The following is a 19,171-nucleotide window of genomic DNA, read 5'->3' as shown; positions in this document are numbered from 1 at the left end:
AGGCGCGACATGGCACCGCCCCCGCCGGGGGAGGTGGCGGGGGCGGGGTGCTGCGCGGGGGATCAGTTGACGGTCTCGTCCTCGACCTTGGCGTCGCCGGCGCTCTTCTGGATTGAGGCGATGGTGTTCAGCGCTGAGGCCTTCTGCTTGTAGGACTCGCTTGTCGCTACCACCTGGCCGTTGCTGGCCACCAGGTTGAAGCGGAACTCGCCGTTGCTGGTTTTCTTGACCATGAACTTCATCGACTTACCTCCATCCACGGAATTTCCCGGGACGGTGGGACTCAAACCGCAGGGTCACTCGCCGGGCAGGAACTGCGCGTTTGTTGCGGCCAGGGCGCCATCCAGCTCCTCGGGAGTGGCTCCTGCGTTGCGGACCACGTCGGTCCAGCGGGCTATCGACTCTCGGGTGAACGGCAGCAGCTCGGGGGCGTTGGCCATCTCCTGGGGGTCGCCGATGGCCTCGCCGGCCACATACAGACCCAGGCCCAGGAAGGCGCCGTCCCAGCCTGGCCCTACGAACAGGGCGCCCGCCACACTGCCGGCCATGGCCACCGGGACCACGTGGTCGAGGGTCAGCTCGGTGGAGTCGGAGCCGCTGGGTGCCAGGCGCAGCTCGATGACGCTCGCCGGGCCGCCGAAGGTGGTGCGCAGGCGGGTGGGCGGGTCGCAGGCGAGGATGTCGCCGCCGGCGTTTCCCTCCAGCTGGAAGTGGCCGCCCTCCTTCAGCTCGCCGGTGATGGGCATGAACCAGCGACGGATGCGGTCCGGCTCGGTGAGTGCGGACCAGAGGTCGTCGGGAGTCGTGGGGTAGGTCCGCTTCATGACGACGCGGACGATCTCGCCCTCGTCGGCCGGCTCGCGGCCGACGGAGCGGTGGACTTCGGCCAGCTGTGCGATGAGGTCGATCACGCCGCCACTTTACAAGTTCGGGCTAATATTCGCTACGCCTGATATTCGCTCAGGGACTGGTCGAGGATGGCCACGCCCTCGGTGAGCTCGTCGCGGGTGGCGGTCAAGGGCGGGGCTATGCGGAAGACGCCGCCCATGCCGGGCAGCTGGACGACGTTCATGTGCAACCCGAGTTCCAGGCAGCGGCGGGTCACGGCGGCTCCCACGGCGTCGGACACCAGCTCCAGGCCGACCAGCAGTCCTCTGCCGCGTACATCAGCAATGGTGTTGTGCTTGGCGGCCAAGTCACGGAGAGCCTGCTGGAGGAAGGCGCCCGACTCGGCCGCGACCTGGTCGAGTTTGTCGCGCTCCAGGATGTCCAGGACCGTGTTGCCCACGGCGGCCGGCAAGGGGTCGGAGACGTGCGTGGTGAAGAAGAGGAAGCCGCGCGCGTGGGCCTCGGCCTCGATCTCGGCCGAGGTGATCACCGCGGCCAGGGGAAGGCCGGCGCCGAGCGTCTTGGAGAGCGTGAGGATGTCGGGGACGACGCCGTCGCGTTCGAACGCGTACCACTGGCCGGTGCGGCACAGACCGGTCTGCGCCTCGTCCAGGATGAGCAGCATCTCGCGCTCGCGGCACTTGCGCTGCAGCGCGGCCAGGTAGCCGGGCGGCGGCTCGATCACGCCGCCGGAGCTGAGGATCGGCTCGACGATGCATGCGGCCAGGCTGCCCGTGGACTGGGCGTCGATCAGCTCGAAGGCGTAGTCCAGCTGGCGCTGCCAGTCGAACCCACCGGTCTCGTCGACGAAGTCGGGGCGGAACGGGTTGGGCGTGGGGATGGCGAAGTTGCCGGGCGCGGTCGGCCCGTAGCCCTTGCGGCCCGAGCTGTACGTGGCGTTGGCGGCCGCCAGGGTCATGCCGTGCCAGCTGCGCGCGAAGCTGACGATCTCGTGCTTGCCGGTGACCAGCTTGGCCATCCGGATCGCGGCCTCGTTGGACTCGGCGCCGGTGGTGAGCAGCAGCACCTTGTCCAGCGGCTCGGGCAGCGACTCGGCCAGCCGGCGCGCCAGGTCCAGCACGGGACGGCTGAGCATGCCGCTGAACAGGTGATCGAGGGTCGCCACCTGCCTCTGCACGGTCGCCACGATCTCAGGATGGCTGTGGCCGAGGATGGCGCTCATCTGGCCGGAGGTGAAGTCGAGCAGGCGGCGGCCGTCCTCGGTCCAGAGGTAGCTGCCCTCGGCCCGGGCGATGATCTCCGGCGTGAAGCTGCCCGCCCCGGAGTAACGGATGAGGTGTCTTGTCACATGACAAATCTAGGCTGTTGTCATGCGCCGCGCGATCAGCTCTTCGACCTCGATGTGGTATGCATGTAGGCGTGGAACGAGTCGGCGATGGTCACGCCGTGCGCCGGGACGTCGGTCACCACGATCGCGTCACCCGACCGCACCTCGCCGGGAGAGACCACCCTCAGGTACGCGCCGGTCCGGTTGGCCTGGGTGAACCGCTTGGTCCACTGCCGCTCGGCCATCCGCGCCTGGAACGTGGCACACGGGATGCGGGACAGGGTCGGCGACAGGACCAAGCCGGCCTCACCGACGTGCCACAGCTCGCCGACCACGGCCGTGCTGACCGCGAGCCCCTCGGTGGTCAGGTTCTCGCCGAACATGCCACCCGGAAGCGGCCGGCCGAGCTCACCCTCCCACCACGTGTAGTCCTCACGCGCGTACGCATAAACGGCTTGGTCGTCACCACCGTGGCTCTTGACGTCGAAGATCTGGTCGCCCACCAGGCCGCTGTGCAGACCGGTCCGCTTCGGTCCGGGCGCGCGCACCGCCACCGGGTGATCGACGGGGACCTTGTTGATGCCGGTGATGCCGACCTGCTTGGCCGTGCTGCGCATCGGGACGGCGACATTGACCGAGAGAACTCTGCTCATCCGAACTGGACCACCTTCCGGTCTTCCACGGGCCGATAGCCGAGCCGCTGGTAAAGGGCGTTGCTCGTGGCATTGGCCAGGTCAGTGAAGAGCACCACGTCCGTGGCGCCGGCGTCCAGAGCCGCCTGGGTGACCGTGGTCGTGACGGCGCCCCCATAGCCGTTCTTCCGGTGCTCGACCGGCGTGTAGACGGCGACCACCCGGACCATGCCGGCCTCGGGACGGGTCGCGCCGGCCAGGCCCACCGGTGTGCCGTCGACCTCCCACAGGGTGAGACCGCCGTGCGCCAGCTTGTCGTCGACCACGGTCACGCTGTCCTGGCGCGCCCCCTCGCCGATCTCCGAGTGGAACGCCTCGATCCAGTCGACCAGCAGGTCACGGTCGGCACGGCCGGCCACCCGCGCACTGCCGGGCGGCGGCGTCGCGGGCGTCAGCCGGTCGAGCCGGAAGAGCCGCGAGCGCCGGCCGGCAGCCAGGGTGGCGCCGGTGCGCTCCGACCATCGAGCCGCGAAACGGTCGGCGTCGTCGGTCAACGCGTTGACGCCCGGCAACGGCTTCTCGAGCGCGTCGACGAGGGCGGGCACAGACTCGTGAGGCGTACGCGTGAGCATCAGCGGATGCGGCGGCGTCTGCAGAAAGGCGCCCGTGACAGCGCCGCCCGGCTCGGTCCACCAGCCGAAGATCGGGTCCTCGGGGCCATAGATGTGCGGGCCGCGGCTCTTCAACGACTCGGCGAGCGTGATCGGAACCGTGTTCTCCACCGGCATGGACCGCAGGAACGGGCCGGCCTGGTCGATGAAGTCCTGCACGCTGCCCGAGATGTGCCAGCTCATCCCGTCAGCCTCTTACGCGGCCCAGGCCTTTGCCAACCGAGTTAGCGAATCCTGCCGCGTCGCCGGGTCGTACATCGTTCCCGCGATCATCAGCTCGTCGGCGCCGGTCCGCTCGACCAGCGCGTCCAGGCCGGCGACGACCTCCTCGGCGGTGCCCGCGTACTGCGTGCCCATCCCCTCCGTCACCTCGCGCGCGGCCTCCGGGGACACGATCGGCCCCAGGCGTCCGGTGCGCAGGCTCAGGAACATCACCCGGCTCGGCCCGGCCAGGAACCGCGCCTCCTCGCCGGTCTCGGCCACGATCACCGAGGCGCTGACCATCGCGTGCGGCGTGTCCCGCACACCCGGCCGGAAGCCGTCGCGGTACAGCCGCAGCGCATTGTCCACATCGGAGGTCATCGCGAAGTGGTAAGCGTAACAGAACGGCAGGCCCAGCGCCGCGGCCATCTGCGCGCCGAAGGTGCTCGACCCCAACATCCAGATCTCCGGGTACGAGACGGGCTCCGGTGTCGCCCTCAGGCCACTGATGCCTTCCGGGCCCAGCAGAGCAATCATCGTCCGCAAGTGGTCCGGGAACTGCTCGACCGTCAGATAGGGCGAAACACCACGCAGGGCGGCCGCGGTGGCCTGATCGGTGCCCGGTGCCCGCCCGATGCCCAAATCGATGCGGTCCGGGTAGAGCGCCTCCAGCAGCGCGAACTGCTCGGCCACCACGAACGGCATGTGGTTGGGCAGCATCACACCGCCGGAACCGACCCTGATGCGGGAGGTGCTCGCGGCCACCGCCCCGATCAACGTGGCCGGGCTGGTGGACGCGACCGCCGGCATGTTGTGGTGCTCGGCGACCCAGAACCGGGCGTACCCGAGATCGTCCGCGGTTTTGGCGGTGTCGACGGTGCCACGCAACGCGTCGCCGCTGGAGTGCCCGTCGCTGACGGTCGCAAGATCAAGAACGCTCAGGGGTACGCGCGGCATTACTGCAGTTTGCCTCGGCGGACGGCCTGCACGCCCAAGGTTGTGACGAGCAACGCGATGCCCGGCAGCAGCAGCCAGACCGGCCACGGGTAGAGCTCCTCGTCGACCGTCGTGGCGACCAGCACGTAGGCGACCAGGTTCATGGCCGTCAGCGAACCCCAGATGATCCACAGGACGGAGAGCGCGGTGGGCATCCGCCGCGCCTTCTTCTTCAGGTCGGCGCGGCGACGGGCCTCCAGCCCCTCCGCGCTCATCCCCGGCGCGGGCAGGTCGGCCACGAGCGGCTGCAGGTCGGCGTAGGTGGCGGCGGCGTAGGTCTGCTTGACCCGGTCGTCGTACTCGTGAAGCGACAGCCGGCCCTCGTCGAGAGCCGCCTTGAGCCGCTCCGCGACCCCCTGCCGATCGGCGTCGGCCGCACGCATCAGCGCCGGATCGTGTCCACCGGACCGGGCGACTTCCTTGGCCATCGGACACTCCTTCACACGCCCCGATTTCGAGCTTCAGGCTACCGACGCACCAATGCCACGAGCTACCCCGAAACAACCCCGACGCCTCACGCCGTGTTGCCGGGCCCTTCAGCCGGTGAACCGCTTCGCCTCCGGGCCGGTGAGAGTGTCCGGGGGCAGGCGGCGGCCGCAGATTGCCAGCAGCGGGTCCTGGGCTCGGCCCTCGACCGGGGTGCCCTCGCCGAAAGACCAGCCGATGTCGGTCGCCCGCAGCCGGATGCCGGTCAGGTCGGTGCCGACGACCGGCCTACTGGCAGTTCCGCGACGGCGAGGTCTTCCGGGCTCGTCGTCCTCGACATCCGCGATGGGCGGATCGCCGGCATCACGACGTTCCTGGACGGGTTTCAGCCGAGGGCCTCGCGGAGCCGGGCGGACGCGAGCTCGTCGGCGCGGGACATCGGGCCCGAGGGATAACCGGCGATCGCGGCGCCGGTCAGCAACGAGGCGGCGGCCATGACGAACGCCCAGGGCAGGCCGCCGGGAAGGTCGACGATCGCACCGGACAGGGCGCCGCCGGCCGCGCTGCCGGCCACCGAGACGGTCACGATCCAGGTGAAGGCCTCGTTCAGCATCGAGGCCGGAGCGATGCGGCCGACCAGGCTGTTCTCGACGGTCAGCGCGGGCGCGATGGTGGTGCCGGCGATCACCAGTCCGAAAGCCAGCGCCACCGGGTTGGGCATCAACGCCAGCGCGGCGAAGCTGACGCCGACCAGGGCGAGCAGCCCGGCGAACTGCTTGGGCAGAGCCATCGACGGGCGGCGGGTGCCGAACCAGAAACCGCCGACCGCGCTGCCCAGGCCCCAGATGCCGAGCAGGATGCCGCCGAGGCTGTCACTGCCGCCGTGCTGCTCGGCGTACGCGGGAACAACCACCCCGCCGGCGCCGAACGCGATGCCGAGCGCGAAAACGCAGGCCAGCAGTGCCGGAAAGCCGCTCGTTCGCAGCGGGCCCAGCCCTCGGGTCTGAACGCCGGCACCGAGCTCGTGGCCGCGGCGCATCACCGGCAACCGGGCGACCCACAGCGTGCCGACCAGCGTCGTCGTCCCGGCCGCGACAATGGCCGCGGCGGGACCACCGGTAATCAGGATGAACGCGGACACCAGCATCGGCCCGAGCACGAAGACCAGCTCGAACAGCGACGTCTCGGCGGCCAGCGCGGCCTGGCGCAGCTCGTGGTTGCCGGAGCCGACCTCGGTCATGTCGGTCCAGGCGCGGCGGATCGCGGCGGTCGCCGGCGGGAAGGTGGCGCCGGCGAGCCCGGCGGCGACGACGATCAGCGGGAGGGTGGTCTCGCCCCCGCGGGTGGCGATCAGCAGGAGGGCCAGGGCGAGCGGGTGCAGCACCCCGGTGACCATGAGCACCGGACGGGAGCCGGCACGGTCGGCGAGGCGGCCGGCGATCGGGCTGAGGGCGGCGCCGGCGATCGCGTAGACGCCACCCGCCAGGCCGGCCGCGGCGTAGCGGCCGGTGGCGTTCTGCACCAGCAGGAGCAGGGCCAGCGGCGTCATGCCGATGCCCAGGCGGGACAGGATGCCGACGATCCAGAGGACCCGTGCGCCGGGGAGCCGCCACACCACGAGGTATTGGCGTAGCGCGGTCACGGATCCACCCCCGGGCGTTGTTTCGAGGTAACGAGCGGACGACGCCCCGACCCTAACGGGCCGGGGCGTCGCCGCTCACCTGAAAATCTGCACGGCGTCACCCCCGAAGTTGATCTTGCTTCGCGCGCGCCGCCACCTCCCCCACCCCGGCACTGGGTGGGCGTCAACGTAGGGCCTGGGTACGACAGGTTTTCGACCTTGTCCACAGGAGCGGCGGCCGAGGCTTCGTGGTCCTTGGCAGCCCGGCCTGCGAGCGGTAGTCCAAGGCTGCGTCTCGGGGGTCGACATCCGGCCCGACCGTCGTGGTCTACCACTTCTGCGGACGGTGGTGGGACCAGACGCTGTCCGGGGACGGCAGGCCGCTCTCGGCTGTTACACGCGCGGACAGTGGTAGCCCAGCGCGGCATGTCAGGCCCGGGTACCGCGCTGGGCTACCACTTGTGCGGACAGCGGTAGCCCAGCGCGGCTTTCGAGCCCGGATACCGTCTGGACCTACCAATGACACCGCGGTCCTGCCACCCGCGCCCGGTCCTACCACTGCGCGGCCTCGGCTGGTGCCGACAGCGACGGCGAGTGGGCACCCGGCGCCTGGCAACCCGGGCCGACCCCACACTCGCCGGAAGCAGCCGCGGCGACGGCACTCGCCCGCGAAGCCCGGCCAGAGCTCCAACCCGAAGGTTGCCGAGGGCGAGCCGGGCCGCCTGCCGGTGGAGGCGGGCGATGCGCTCGCCCGTCGGCGGGTGGGTGGCGAGCCGGGCCGCCGGGTCAGCGGCGGATCAGGGCCGCCTGCTGGTGGAGGCGGGCGATGCGCTCGCTCATCGGCGGGTGGGTGGAGAAGAGGCCGGCCAGGCCGCGGGCGTTGAACGGGTTGGCGATCATCAGGTGCGCGGCGCTGGTCAGCTGACCCTGGGCGGGCAGCGGGAGACGCTGGGCGCCGTAGTGGATCTTCTCCAGGGCGCTGGCCAGGGCGAGCGGGTCGCGGGTCATGGTGGCGCCGGAGGCGTCCGCCTGGAACTCGCGGTTGCGGCTGATCGCCAGCTGGATGATGGTCGCGGCCAGCGGGCCGAGGATGAGCATCAGCAGCAGGCTGACGGGGTTGGGGCCGTCCTCGTCGTCGCCACCGCCGAGCGGCAGGAAGATCGCCAGCTGGGCCACCATGGTGACGATGCCGGCCAGGGCGGCCGCGACGCTGGAGATCAGGATGTCGCGGTTGTAGACGTGCGAGAGCTCGTGGCCGATCACCCCGCGGAGTTCGCGGCGGTCCAGGATCTGGGTGATGCCTGCCGTGACGGCAACCGCGGCGTGTTCGGGGTTGCGGCCCGTGGCGAACGCGTTGGGCTGCGGCGACGGGGAGACGTACAGCCGGGGCATGGGCTGGCCGGCGTCGGCCGACAGCTCACGGACGATCTGGTGAAGCGCGGGAAACTCGGCCTCGGTGACCGGCCGGGCGCGCATCGCCCGCAGGGCCAGCTTGTCCGAGAAGAAGTAGCTGCCGGCGTTGATGGCCAGCGAGAGCAGGACGGCGAACACGAGGCCGCCGCTGCCGCCCAGCCAGTAGCCCAGCGCCAGGATCAACGCGGTCAGCAGGCCCAGCAGCGCGGCCGTTTTGAGGCCGTTGTGATGGCGGTGCACAGACACTCCTTCGATCTGCGAGCAGGGTGGGCTCGCACCTCGATGGAACATCGGTAACCGTGGAATTCATCCTGAAGTAGCTGTGAGGTCGCTGAACGTCACAACGTGGACATGGTGACCATGCCGACCGCGTCGTAGACCAGCTGCGGGAAGAAACCCAGGACCACGGCCAGGGCCGTGGCGCCGATCAGGGTCGCGGCCACCGGCCAGCGGATCGGCAGCTTCGGCAGGCGGAGGTCGGCGACCGCGAGGCCGGGGGCGGGCGCGTACAGGATCGCCGCGGTGCGGACGTAGTAGGCCAGGGCGATCACGGCGTTGACGGCCACCACGCCGGCCAGCCAGCCCCAGCCGTGGTCGATCAGGGTGTCCACGATGGTGACCTTGGCGAACAGACCGGCGAGACCGGGCGGGAGGCCGGCCAGACCGGACAGCGCGAGGACGAAGAGGGCGGCCGGCCAGGGCGAGCGGCGGCCGGCTCCCCGGTACGACGCGATGTCGCCGCCGTGGGCGTCGGGCGGGAGCAGCGCCACGATCACCGCGAACGCGATGAACTCGAGGACCACGAAGAACGTCGCGTACGCCAGGGCGGCCTCCACCCCGTGGACGCCCGCCGACAGCGGGGCCAGGATGTAGCCCGCCTGCGCCACGGACGACCAGGCCAGCAGCCGGACCATGCGGGTCTGCCGCAGCGCGACCAGGTTGCCGACCGTCATGGTGAGCACGGCCAGGATCGGGATCAGCGGCCCGGTGTCGAGGCGGGACACGATGGCCGCCAGGGCCACGACGCCGCCGAGCTTGGACGCGGTCGAGAGGTATGCGGCCACGGGCAGCGGCGCGCCGTCGTAGGTGGCGGGCGCCCAGGCGTGCAGCGGCACCGCGGCGATCTTGAACGCGAAGCCGATCACCAGAAGGGCGGCGCCGACGGCCGCGAGCGGGAGCAGCGGTCCGGCCACCGGAGCGGAGCCGGATGTCAGGCCGGAGTGCGGGTCCAGGGCCGCCAGGTGCAGGGCGCCCGTGGCCGCGTAGATCAGGCCCGCCCCGAGCAGGGCGATCGCCGTCGAAACCACGCTGACCAGGAAGAAGGTCACGGCGGAGGCGGCTCCGGCGATCGTGCGGCGCAGGCCCGTCAGGACGTACAGGGGAAGGGTGAGGGTTTCCAGCCCGACGATCAGCGTGACCAGATCGCCCGCGTAAGCCACCACCACGCCGCCGGCCATCGAGCAGACCAGCAGGAAGCAGAACTCGCCGGGCGGCGCGGGCGTCCGGGTGGAGAGGCCGAGCACACCGAGGGTCAGCAGCGAGAACAGGATGACGATCACCGTCGAGGCCTCGCCGCCCGACCAGGAGCAGAGGGCGCCCGTGCAGAAGGTGCTCTCGCCCGAGGAGTACAGCGCGACGACCGCGGTGATCAGAGAGCCGGCTGCGGCCGTACCGAAGATCGCGGAACGCCTGCCCGCCGTGAGGTCGACGAGGAGAACGAGCACCGCCGTGCCCGCCGCCGCATAGAGCGGCAGCAGCGCGAGGTGGTTGATGGACTGGATCACCGCAGGGCCTCCGTGATCGCGCTGATCGGGTCGTGCGTGCCGACCAGCACCAGCGACGGGACCAGACCGAGGAGCAATGCCAGGAGGACGAGCGGCGCCCAGGCGAGCCACTCCCCGCGCGCGATGCCCGGCGAGAGGGGGGCGGGCGCGGCGCCGTGGGTGACCCGGCGGAGCAGCCGGAGGAAGTATGCGGCCGTGAGGGCACCGCCCACCGCCGCCACCGCGGCCAGGGTGATCCACAAGGGACCGCCACGCTGGACGGCGGCCACCACCGCGAACGCCTCGCCCCAGAAACCGGCCAGCCCGGGCAGCCCGAGCGACGCGATCGCCGCGAAGCCGAACAGCCCGGCCAGCCGCGGCGACGTCTCCCGCAGGCCGCCGAGGTCGGCCAGGTCGCCGCTGTGCGTCCGGTCCTTGATCGCCCCGGCCAGGAAGAACAGCAGGCCGGTGATCACGCCGTGCGCGACGTTGCCGATCAGCGCCGCCTGCACGCCGGTGATCGTGAGCGTCGCGATGCCCAGCAGCACGAAGCCCATGTGCCCCACGCTGGAGTAGGCGATCAGCCGTTTCAGCTCGGTCTGCCGCAGACAGACCAGCGACCCGATCACGATCGCCGCCACCGCCAGGACGGCCAGCACCGGCGCGGCCCAGGCGGCGCCGGACGGGGTCACGCCGACGCCGATCCGGATCAGGCCGTACGTGCCCATCTTCAGCAGCACGCCGGCGAGCAGGACGCTGCCGACCGTGGGCGCCTCGGTGTGCGCGTCCGGCAGCCAGGTGTGCAGCGGCCACAACGGCGCCTTCACCGCGAAGGCCAGCGCGAACAGGGTGAACGCCACGTACTGGGTGGTGCGGGACAGGCCGAGCCCGCCGAGGAGCGCGCTCAGGTCGGCGGTGCCCGCGGCGGTCACCACGGTGAACACGCCGAGCAGCAGCAGCACCGAGCCGAAGAGCGTGTACAGCACGAACTTGCGGGCCGCGCGTCGCTTGTCCGGGCCGCCCCAACCGGCGATCACGGCGTACATCGGCAGCAGCGTGACCTCGAAGAACAGGAAGAACAGGACCAGGTCGAAGGCGAGGAAGGTGCCCAGGATGCCGACCTCGAGGACCAGGAGCAGCGCGGCCAGGGTGCGTCCGGAGCCACCCTCCGGGACCTTTCCGATCGTGTACGCACAGCAGAGCAGCGTCAGCAGCCCGGTCAGCACGACCAGCGGCGCCGAGATCCCGTCCACCGCGAGATGGAAGTCGACCTCGAGCGACGGGATCCAGGAGACGTTCACCTCCCGCCACGGGACCAGCGATTCGCGGTCCGTCCCCACGTAGGCGAACCACGCGCCGGTGCGAGGCAGCGCCAGCACCACCGTGAGCATGAAGGTGATCGCCGCCGTCACGGTCGCGGCGACCCGGCCGGCCCGATCCGGCAGCAGCGCGGTGATCGCCGCGCCCAGGGCCGGCACCATCAGCACGACGATCAGCAGGGCGTTCATGCGGACGCTCCGTAGATGGCGGCGACCACGCCGAGCAGCAGGGCGCCGGTGAAGACGGCGACGGCCGCACGGGGCAGGGCCGTCCGGTGGGCGGCGCCGAGCAGCGTGCCCAGCCCGGTCGCGGCCTTGCCGGTGCCCTCGACGGCGCCGTCCACCACCCGCTCGTCGATCAGCTTCACCAGCCCCGCCAGGGCCCGGACCGGCCGGACCACGAGCCGGTGCTGCACCGCGTCCAGGTAGAAACCGTTGGCCAGCAGCGGCCGGACCCGGCCGAGCGCGAGCACCGGGTCCGCCCCGGGCACCGCGCGCCACAGCCACCAGGCCGTGCCGACGCCGGTGACCAGGAGCAGCATCGGCAGCGCGATCGCCACGTCGAGATGCGGCTGGTCGAGCTCGAGCGCGGTCCGGAAGCCCGGTGCGAACGCGGCCAGCCCGAGCAGCGCGGCCGGGACGGTCAGCACGAGCAGCGGCCAGCGCATCACCCGCGGCGGGTCGTGCGGGAGGCCCGGCCGGTCGTACCGGGCGTCGTCGAAGCCGACCTCCCAGTCCGGACCGTCCGGTCCGTACGCCCGGGACGGCCCGAAGAACGCGCGCAGCAGCAGGCGGGTCGAGTACCAGGCGGTGATCAGCACCCCGGCCAGCGCGGCGACCCAGACGACCCAGGCGGTCCAGACCGGCACCGGCTCGCCGCCCTCGGTGGCGTGCGCGGCGGCGACCAGGACGTTCTCCTTCGACCAGAAACCGGCCAGCGGCGGCAGCCCGGCCAGCGCCCCCAACCCGACCACGAACGACCAGAAGGTCACCGGCATCGCCCGGCGCAGCCCGCCCATCCGGGACAGGTAGTTGGTGCCGACCGCGTGGATGACCGCGCCCGCGGCGAGGAACAGCAGCGCCTTGAACGCGGCGTGGGTGAGCAGGTGGAACAGGGCGGCGGCGGGCGAACCGACGGCCAGTGCCCCGGTCATGTAGCCGATCTGCGAGACGGTCGACCAGGCCAGCACCCGTTTGAGGTCGTCCTGGGCGGTCGCGGAGAGCGCGCCGAGCAGCAGCGTGACCGCGGCCGTCACCCCGAGCGTGGCGAGCGCCACCGGCGACTTCGCGAAGAGCGGGTAGAGCCGGAACACCACGTACACGCCGGCCGCGACCATGGTGGCCGCGTGGATCAGCGCGGAGATCGGGGTCGGGCCGGCCATCGCGTCCGGCAGCCAGGTGTGCAGCGGGAACTGGGCGCTCTTGCCGGCCACTCCGGCCAGGATCAGCAGCAGCGCGGCCGTCAGCAGGCCCTTGTCGTGGCCGGCGGCGAGCACGTCGGCGATCGCGAACGACCTCGCCGACCAGCCGAGCAGGGCGATGCCGAGCAGGAAGCCGACGTCGCCGACCCGGGTCACCAGGAACGCCTTGACCGCGGCGGCGGGCGCCTCGGGCAGCCGCCGGTCGTGGCCGATCAGCAGGTACGAGCAGACGCCCATCACCTCCCAGCCGACCAGCAGCAGGATCAGGTCGCCGGAGGTCACCACGAGCAGCATCGCGCCGGTGAACAGGGACACCTGTGCCGCGTACGGGGCGTAGCGGGGGTCGTCGTGCAGGTAACCGATCGAGTAGAGCTGGACGGCCAGGGCCACCACGGTCACCGCGAGGCAGACGTAGAGCGCGGCGACGCCGGCCGACACGCTCAGCGTCACGTTCAGCTCGCCCAAACGGACCCAGCTCGTCGAGGCCGCGACCACGTCGTCGGCAAGGATCAGCAACGCGACGGTGCCGCCCAGGGCCAGCGCCGCGCCCGTGACACCGAGCGCCGCGGCCAGTCTCCGCCTGGGTTTGTCGCCGGGTGAGAGCAACAGACCGACAAGACCGAGGAGCAGGGGTACGGCGGGAAGCGCCGCCACCAGATAGCTCACTGGGGAACCTCGTCCAAGGCGACCTCGTCGATGGCAACGGCGCGGCGCAGCCGGTAGTACTGCAGGACGATCGCCAGCCCGACGCCCACCTCGGCGGCGGCCAGCACGATGATGAACAGCGCGAACACGGCACCGGCGTGCGGGGTTCCCGCGGGTGCGGTCACGTCGGCGGTGACGAAGACCAGGTTGACCGCGTTCAGCATCAGCTCGACCGCCATCAGCACCAGGATCGCGTTGCGCCGCCGCAGCACGCCGTAGACGCCGAGGCCGAAGAGCAGGGCCGCGATCACGTACGGAAGGACCGCGTGCATCTATTCACCCCGCCCCTTGATGTCGGGCCGGGACAGCACGATCGCCCCGACCAGCGCGGACAGCAACAGGATCGAGATCACCTCGAACGGCAGCACCCACGTGCCGAAGATCTGCTCGCCCATCCGGCCGGCGGTGCCCGCCTCGGGCAGCGGGTAGATCGCCCAGCGGAAGGCGTCGGCGAGCAGCGCGGCCAGCCCCAGGCCCACTCCCCCGCCGACCAGCAGCGCCGGCCAGGCCGGTCGGTCCAGGTCGTCGGAGGCCCCGATCGGCGCCCGGGTCAGCATCACCGCGAACAGCAGCAGCACGACCACCGCGCCGACGTAGACCAGCACCTGCACCCAGGCCACCAGCTCGGCGCCGAGCACCAGGTAGAGCCCGGCGATCGCGCCCAGGCTGATCACCAGGTAGAGGCCGGCACGGACCAGGTGTTTCGAGGTGACCACCAGCGCCCCGGAGCCGACGGCGACCACGCCGAGCGCCACGAGCAGCGCGTCGGCCACGGTCATGCGTCCGGCTCCCGCCGCACCCGGGCCGGCACGCTCTTCGCCGCCGTGGCCGCACCCGGTCCCGCCGCCTTCTTCGCGGCCGTGGCCTCCTCCTTCGACGGCTCGCCGAGCACGTCGTGGGCGGGCGGCGGCGGCACGGTCGGCATCCAGGCGCCCAGCCGCTCCTTGTCGTGCAGGAGGTTGAGCACGTCGGTCTCGGCGTACTCGAACTCGGGCGTCCAGTGCAGCGCGTCGAACGGGCACACCTCGATGCAGATGCCGCAGTACATGCACAGCGAGAAGTCGATGTCGAAGCGGTCCAGCACGTTGCGCTGCCGCGGCCGGGCGGCACCCGGGACGACGACCTCTTCCTTGTGCGAGTCGATGTAGATGCACCAGTCCGGGCACTCCCGCGCGCAGAGCATACAGACCGTGCAGTTCTCCTCGAGCAGGGCGATCGTGCCCCGCGAGCGCGGCGGCAGCTCGGGCTGCACATCCGGGTACTGCTGGGTGGTGCTGCGCTGGGTCATCGTGCGCAGGGTGACGGCAAGCCCGTTGATCAGGCCCGCACCCGGCGTGCTCTTCTCCCCGTCCTGGCTCACAAGGGACCATCCTGCCCGTTCCCTCGATCGGAGGCGAGCAGGGGGTTGACTCTGACACCGTGTCAGGGCGTTTCGTGGTCGGCATGAGCGACTACATCGAGCCCGGGATGATGACCGACCCCGGGGAGTTCAAGGGTCTGCTGGACGGGCTGCCGGGGGACGCGGGCGGGGTCGCGCGGGTGGTGCAGGGGCTGGTGATCCATGAGTTCCTGCTGGATTCCTACGGCGTGACCATGACCGACGAGCAGAAGCAGACCGTGCATCTGCGGAAGGTGTCGGATCTGCTCGGGGTGATCAACGACAAGGACCCGCGGGCGCTGGACGTGGCCCGGGAGCCCGGCGAGCGGGTCGCCACCAACTGCCGGGGCTACACCGTGCTGGCGGTCACGCTGCTGCGGCACGCGGGGGTGCCGGCCCGGGCGCGGTGCGGCTTCGGCGCCTACTTCGGGCCGATGAAGGAGGACCACTGGGTGGCCGAGTTCCACGACGGCACCCGGTGGCGGTTGCTCGACGCCCAGCTCGACGAGGTAAACCGGCGCAGCTTCCAGGTCGGCTTCGACATCACCGACGTCGGCCCGGACCGCTTCGTCGTCGCGGGAGACGCCTGGCGGCGGTGCCGGGAAGGGCGGGACGATCCGGCGACGTTCGGGCTGACCGGAACCGGCGCGGGCTACTGGTGGATCGCGGGCAACATGATCCGGGACGCGGCGGCGCTGGACGGCGCCGAGGCGCTGCCGTGGGACTGCTGGGGCACGATGCCGGAACCCGGACAGGATCCGGACCGGGAGTTCTTCGACCGGCTGGCCGCGGGCGGGATCGACACGGCGGCCGACGAGCGGATCCGCGTACCCGGCAAGGTCTTCAACGCCGTGCGGAACCGGACCGAATCGTTCAGGTGAGCACCTTGACCACCGCGGTCAGCACCAGCTGGCCGAGCGCGACCGGCACGAGGACCAGCCAGCACAGCCGTTGCAGCTGGTCCTCACGCAGGCGCGGGAAGGTCACCCGCATCCAGATGATCACGAAGGCCACGGCGAACGTCTTGGCCAGCGTCCACAGCCAGCCCAGGTGCTCGGCGAACGGGCCGTGCCAGCCGCCGAGGAACAGGATCGTGGTCAGCGCGGAGATCACCACGATGCCGACGTACTCGGCGAGCAGGAAGAACGCGAACCGCAGGCCGGTGTACTCGGTCATGTAGCCGAAGACCAGCTCGGAGTCGGCGATCGGCATGTCGAACGGGGGCCGGCGGATCTCGGCGACGCCGGCGATGAAGAAGACGATCGCCGCGGGCAGCTGCCAGAGCAGCCACCACGGCCGCCACGCCTCGACGATGCCGGGCAGGCTGAGCGTGCCGGCGGCCATCGCCACGCTGGCCGCGGCGAGCACCAGCGGCAGCTCGTACCCGAGCAGCTGAGCCGCGCCGCGCAGGCCGCCGAGCAGGCTGTACTTGTTCGCCGACGCCCAGGCGGACATCAGCACGGCCACCACGCCGACGCCGAGCACGGCCAGCACGAAGAACAGGCCGATGTCCATGGCCTGGGCGACCAGGCCGCCGGGTCCGAGCGGCAGGGCGAGAAACACCAGGAGGTACGGGAACAGCGCGACCAGCGGGGCCAGCCGGAACACCGTCCCGTCGGCCGCCCGTGGCGTGATGTCCTCCTTCTGCACGAACTTCACGCCGTCGGCGATCAGCTGCGCCCAGCCGTGGAAGGCGCCCGCGTACATCGGGCCGAGGCGGGACTGCATGTGCGCCATCACCTTGTGCTCGGTCTGGCCGACGACCAGCGGCAGCACGAGGAAACCGAGGACGACCGCGACGACCCGGACGGCGAGGTCGAGCCACAGCGGCATCAGCGCGGACCCCACTCACCGGGCGCGGGCACGCCGGGCGGCCGCATCGGCGCGCGCTTGGCCGGACCGCCGGCCTCGGACTCGCCCGGCTCCTTCGCCCCCGGCCAGGCCTTGGCCACCCGCGAGGCCAGCACGAACTCCTTGCGCAGCGGGTGCCCCTCGAAGCCCGGCGGCAGGAGCAGCGGCCGCAGGTCGGGGTGCCGGGCGAAGGCGATGCCGAACATCTCGTACGTCTCGCGTTCGTGCCAGGTCGCGCCCGGATAGAGGTCGGTGATCGTCTCCACCACCGGGTTGTCCTTGGGCACCCGGGCGCGCAGCAGCAGCCCGTGCCGGCGCTTGCTGGACCACAGGTGGGCGACCACCGCGAACTCGTCGTCCGACTCGTCCACCGCGGAGAGCCAGTCGAAGAAGTCGCAGCCCAGCGCGCCCGGATCGTGCGCGGCCCGGGCCGCCTGCCACCAGCGGGCGACCGGCACGTCGACCACCGCTCGTGCGTGGCCCTCGCCGCCACCGGACACGCTCGCGGTGACCTCGCCGGCCTCCGAAGCGGCTTCCGCGTTGGCCGCGTCGGCCGCGTCGGCAGCCGGCGCGGAGATCGCCGTGGTGACCACGGGGGCGGGCGCGGGTTCTTCCGCCAGCAGTGCGACGAGTCGCTCGCCGACCTCTTCGGGCGTCATGGACGCATCCTATGCGTCCGCTACGCTTGCAAAAGCGGCGGATTCTCCACGCCGTCCGAAGGACCAGGCGTCGGTAGCATCACAGCCCGGGGAGCCGTCCGTTGCGGAACAGGTCGACGAAGTCCTGGTGGTCCTCGCGGGCCTGGTCGCCATATTTGTGGGCGAACTCGACCAGGTGCGTGATGAAGCCCTCGGAGTCGGAGTCGACGACCGCGACGATGGCCTCCTCGGTGGAGAAGTCGACCAGGTCGTGGCTGGACTCGTCGTCGGCCACCGAGTGCATCCGGGCCACCGCGCGGCCCAGGTCGGCGACCACACCGGTCAGCTCGTCCTGCTCGTTCACGTCGGCCCAGTCCAGGTCGGCGGCGTACGGCGACACCTCGGCCACCAGCTGACCGACGCCGTACAGCTCGGTGTAGCCCACCCACGGGTCGGCGTGCGCCTGCAGAGCGAGCTGCGACTCGGCGGTCCGGTGGCCCTGGTGCTTGAAGTACGCGCGCACCCGGTCGTCGTCGATCCAGCGGGCCACGGCCGGCACCTGCGCCTGCTTCATGTAGATGACCACGTCGTTCTCGAGCGCCTCGGTGTGCCCCTCGAGCAGCATGTTGTACGACGGCAGCCCGGCCGACCCGATGCCGACGCCCTTGCGCAGTTTGATGTCCTTGATGTTGGTGGACACCGGCCGGGTCGCGGCGGGCAGCGTGGTCAGGTAGCGCTCGAACGCCTCCCGGACGGCCGCACCGGTCTCCTCGTCGACCTCGAAGACGCCGTCGCCGACCGAGAACCGCCGCTCGTAGTTGTCGATCGTGGTCTGCTGGGAGAGCAGGTCCACCCGGGTGTTCAGACGTGCCTCCTGCAGCACCTCGCGCAGCACGCCGTCCGCGGTCCTCAGCGTGATCGAGCCGATCGCGTCGTCGCCACCGGCCGCGATCGCGCGCAGCTCGGTCAGGTAGGACTCGGCGAACGTCCGGACCAGGCCGGTGATCACATCGTCGGAGAGGGCCTTGGCGTACCCGATCAGCGCGACGCTGGCGCAGAACCGCTTCAGGTCCCAGGAGAACGGCCCGACGTACGCCTCGTCGAAGTCGTTGACGTTGAAGACCAGCTGGCCGGAGGCGTTCATGTAGGTGCCGAAGTTCTCGGCGTGCAGGTCGCCGTGGATCCACACCCGGCTGGTCCGCTCGTCGAGGAAGCGGTCGTCGGCGTAGGCGCCGGTCAGGTCTGCGTAGAACAGCGAGGCGCTGCCGCGGTAGAAGGCGAACGGCGTGGCGGCCATCTTCCGGAACTTGCGCCGGAACGCGGCCGGGTCCTGTGCCATGAGCTCGCCGAACTCGCGGGACAGCACCTCGATGATGAAGTCCGCTCGGGACTGATCACTCATGAACCGGAGATTAGCCCCCGGATGCCGCCGGTGGCACGACCATCGGGGCAGACAACGAGGCCGAGTCGCGAAGTGGATCGGGGCGGTGCACGCCGCCGGGGCCGGACTGCTCGGCGGCGATCTTCTCCTGAAGGCGCAGGATGCCGTGCAGCAGCGCCTCGGGCCGCGGCGGGCAGCCCGGGACGTAGACGTCCACCGGGATCAGCTGGTCGACGCCCTTGGTCACCGAGTACGAGTCCCAGTACGGGCCACCGCAGTTGGAGCAGGAGCCGAACGAGATCACGTACTTGGGCTCGGGCATCTGGTCGTACAGGCGCTTGATCGCGGGCGCCATCTTGTCGGTGACCGTGCCCGAGACCACCATCAGGTCGGCCTGCCGGGGGCCGTGCGCGAACGGGATCACGCCGAGACGCATGAAATCGTGCCGGCCCATGCTGGACGCGATGAACTCGATCGCGCAGCACGCCAGGCCGAAGTTGAAGACCCACAGCGAGTAGCGGCGCCCCCAGTTCAGCACGAACCGGATGGGCTCTCCGAGAACTCCAGGCAAGGCCACGG

General features: G+C 71.1%; 20 protein-coding genes. 1 reads left to right on the top strand and 19 read right to left on the bottom strand.

Annotation, left to right across the window (positions count from 1 at the left end):
• Positions 1-62 precede the first annotated feature (62 nt).
• The 15 genes from QSK31_RS17480 to QSK31_RS17410 all read right to left on the bottom strand — a co-directional run bounded on the left by QSK31_RS17480 (position 63) and on the right by QSK31_RS17410 (position 14,632).
• Entirely contained in the window at positions 63-242 is a 180-nt protein-coding gene (locus tag QSK31_RS17480) for a YegP family protein (protein ID WP_285685130.1), read from the bottom strand.
• A gap of 54 nt (positions 243-296) precedes the next feature.
• The gene (locus QSK31_RS17475) at positions 297-911 is read right to left on the bottom strand and encodes an SRPBCC family protein (protein ID WP_285685129.1); all 615 of its coding nucleotides are present in this window, start codon (positions 909-911) and stop codon (positions 297-299) included.
• 32 nt (positions 912-943) lie between these two features.
• Positions 944-2,197: an aspartate aminotransferase family protein gene (locus QSK31_RS17470; RefSeq protein ID WP_285685128.1), complete on the bottom strand. Its 1,254-nt coding sequence runs from the start codon at positions 2,195-2,197 to the stop codon at positions 944-946.
• A gap of 35 nt (positions 2,198-2,232) precedes the next feature.
• The gene (locus tag QSK31_RS17465; RefSeq protein ID WP_285685127.1) at positions 2,233-2,829 is read right to left on the bottom strand and encodes an MOSC domain-containing protein; all 597 of its coding nucleotides are present in this window, start codon (positions 2,827-2,829) and stop codon (positions 2,233-2,235) included.
• Positions 2,826-3,662, bottom strand: a complete 837-nt coding sequence (locus QSK31_RS17460; protein ID WP_285685126.1) for a GNAT family N-acetyltransferase — start codon at positions 3,660-3,662, stop codon at positions 2,826-2,828. The genes QSK31_RS17465 and QSK31_RS17460 overlap by 4 nt, the downstream gene beginning before the upstream one ends.
• 12 nt (positions 3,663-3,674) lie before the next feature.
• On the bottom strand, positions 3,675-4,637 hold the full coding sequence (locus tag QSK31_RS17455) for an LLM class flavin-dependent oxidoreductase (RefSeq protein WP_285685125.1): 963 nt from the start codon (positions 4,635-4,637) through the stop codon (positions 3,675-3,677).
• Positions 4,637-5,104 (bottom strand): DUF1707 SHOCT-like domain-containing protein, encoded by a 468-nt coding sequence (locus tag QSK31_RS17450; RefSeq protein WP_285685123.1) that lies wholly within the window; start codon positions 5,102-5,104, stop codon positions 4,637-4,639. Before QSK31_RS17450 ends, QSK31_RS17455 begins: the two co-directional genes overlap by 1 nt.
• A 383-nt stretch (positions 5,105-5,487) precedes the next feature.
• Entirely contained in the window at positions 5,488-6,744 is a 1,257-nt protein-coding gene (locus QSK31_RS17445; RefSeq protein ID WP_285685121.1) for an MFS transporter, read from the bottom strand.
• A gap of 765 nt (positions 6,745-7,509) precedes the next feature.
• Positions 7,510-8,427 (bottom strand): zinc metalloprotease HtpX, encoded by a 918-nt coding sequence (gene htpX, locus QSK31_RS17440; protein WP_285685119.1) that lies wholly within the window; start codon positions 8,425-8,427, stop codon positions 7,510-7,512.
• Between the two features lie 47 nt (positions 8,428-8,474).
• The gene (locus QSK31_RS17435) at positions 8,475-9,920 is read right to left on the bottom strand and encodes an NADH-quinone oxidoreductase subunit N (RefSeq protein WP_285685117.1); all 1,446 of its coding nucleotides are present in this window, start codon (positions 9,918-9,920) and stop codon (positions 8,475-8,477) included.
• Positions 9,917-11,407 (bottom strand): complex I subunit 4 family protein, encoded by a 1,491-nt coding sequence (locus QSK31_RS17430; protein ID WP_285685115.1) that lies wholly within the window; start codon positions 11,405-11,407, stop codon positions 9,917-9,919. The genes QSK31_RS17435 and QSK31_RS17430 overlap by 4 nt, the downstream gene beginning before the upstream one ends.
• A complete protein-coding gene (locus QSK31_RS17425; protein ID WP_285685113.1) occupies positions 11,404-13,305 on the bottom strand; it encodes an NADH-quinone oxidoreductase subunit 5 family protein in 1,902 nt (633 codons plus the stop codon). Before QSK31_RS17425 ends, QSK31_RS17430 begins: the two co-directional genes overlap by 4 nt.
• Entirely contained in the window at positions 13,302-13,616 is a 315-nt protein-coding gene (gene nuoK / locus QSK31_RS17420; RefSeq protein WP_285685111.1) for an NADH-quinone oxidoreductase subunit NuoK, read from the bottom strand. The genes QSK31_RS17425 and nuoK overlap by 4 nt, the downstream gene beginning before the upstream one ends.
• A complete protein-coding gene (locus QSK31_RS17415) occupies positions 13,617-14,123 on the bottom strand; it encodes an NADH-quinone oxidoreductase subunit J family protein (RefSeq protein ID WP_285685109.1) in 507 nt (168 codons plus the stop codon). It lies immediately after the preceding gene.
• A complete protein-coding gene (locus QSK31_RS17410; RefSeq protein ID WP_502872979.1) occupies positions 14,120-14,632 on the bottom strand; it encodes a 4Fe-4S binding protein in 513 nt (170 codons plus the stop codon). The genes QSK31_RS17415 and QSK31_RS17410 overlap by 4 nt, the downstream gene beginning before the upstream one ends.
• Positions 14,633-14,787: 155 nt before the next feature.
• Here QSK31_RS17410 and QSK31_RS17405 point away from each other — a divergent pair, with 155 nt between their 5' ends.
• Positions 14,788-15,603 carry a transglutaminase domain-containing protein gene (locus QSK31_RS17405; protein WP_285685105.1) on the top strand — a complete coding sequence of 272 codons (816 nt, stop codon included), beginning with the start codon at positions 14,788-14,790 and terminating at the stop codon, positions 15,601-15,603.
• Here the strand turns inward: QSK31_RS17405 and QSK31_RS17400 are convergent.
• From QSK31_RS17400 to QSK31_RS17385, 4 genes are all read right to left on the bottom strand, one after another.
• Positions 15,596-16,555 (bottom strand): complex I subunit 1/NuoH family protein, encoded by a 960-nt coding sequence (locus QSK31_RS17400; protein WP_285685104.1) that lies wholly within the window; start codon positions 16,553-16,555, stop codon positions 15,596-15,598. The genes QSK31_RS17405 and QSK31_RS17400 overlap by 8 nt on opposite strands.
• Entirely contained in the window at positions 16,555-17,232 is a 678-nt protein-coding gene (locus QSK31_RS17395; RefSeq protein WP_285685102.1) for an NADH-quinone oxidoreductase subunit C, read from the bottom strand. Before QSK31_RS17395 ends, QSK31_RS17400 begins: the two co-directional genes overlap by 1 nt.
• Positions 17,233-17,311: 79 nt before the next feature.
• Entirely contained in the window at positions 17,312-18,613 is a 1,302-nt protein-coding gene (locus tag QSK31_RS17390) for a DUF2252 domain-containing protein (protein ID WP_285685100.1), read from the bottom strand.
• 10 nt (positions 18,614-18,623) lie between these two features.
• Positions 18,624-19,169, bottom strand: coding sequence for an NADH-quinone oxidoreductase subunit B (locus QSK31_RS17385; RefSeq protein WP_285685098.1), 546 nt, complete (start codon positions 19,167-19,169; stop codon positions 18,624-18,626).
• Between the last annotated feature and the right edge of the window lie 2 nt (positions 19,170-19,171).

It is taken from the genome of Actinoplanes sp. NBRC 103695 (assembly GCF_030269485.1).
Taxonomy (GTDB): Bacteria; Actinomycetota; Actinomycetes; order Mycobacteriales; family Micromonosporaceae; genus Actinoplanes.
This window is presented reverse-complemented; position numbering and strand designations above follow the sequence as displayed.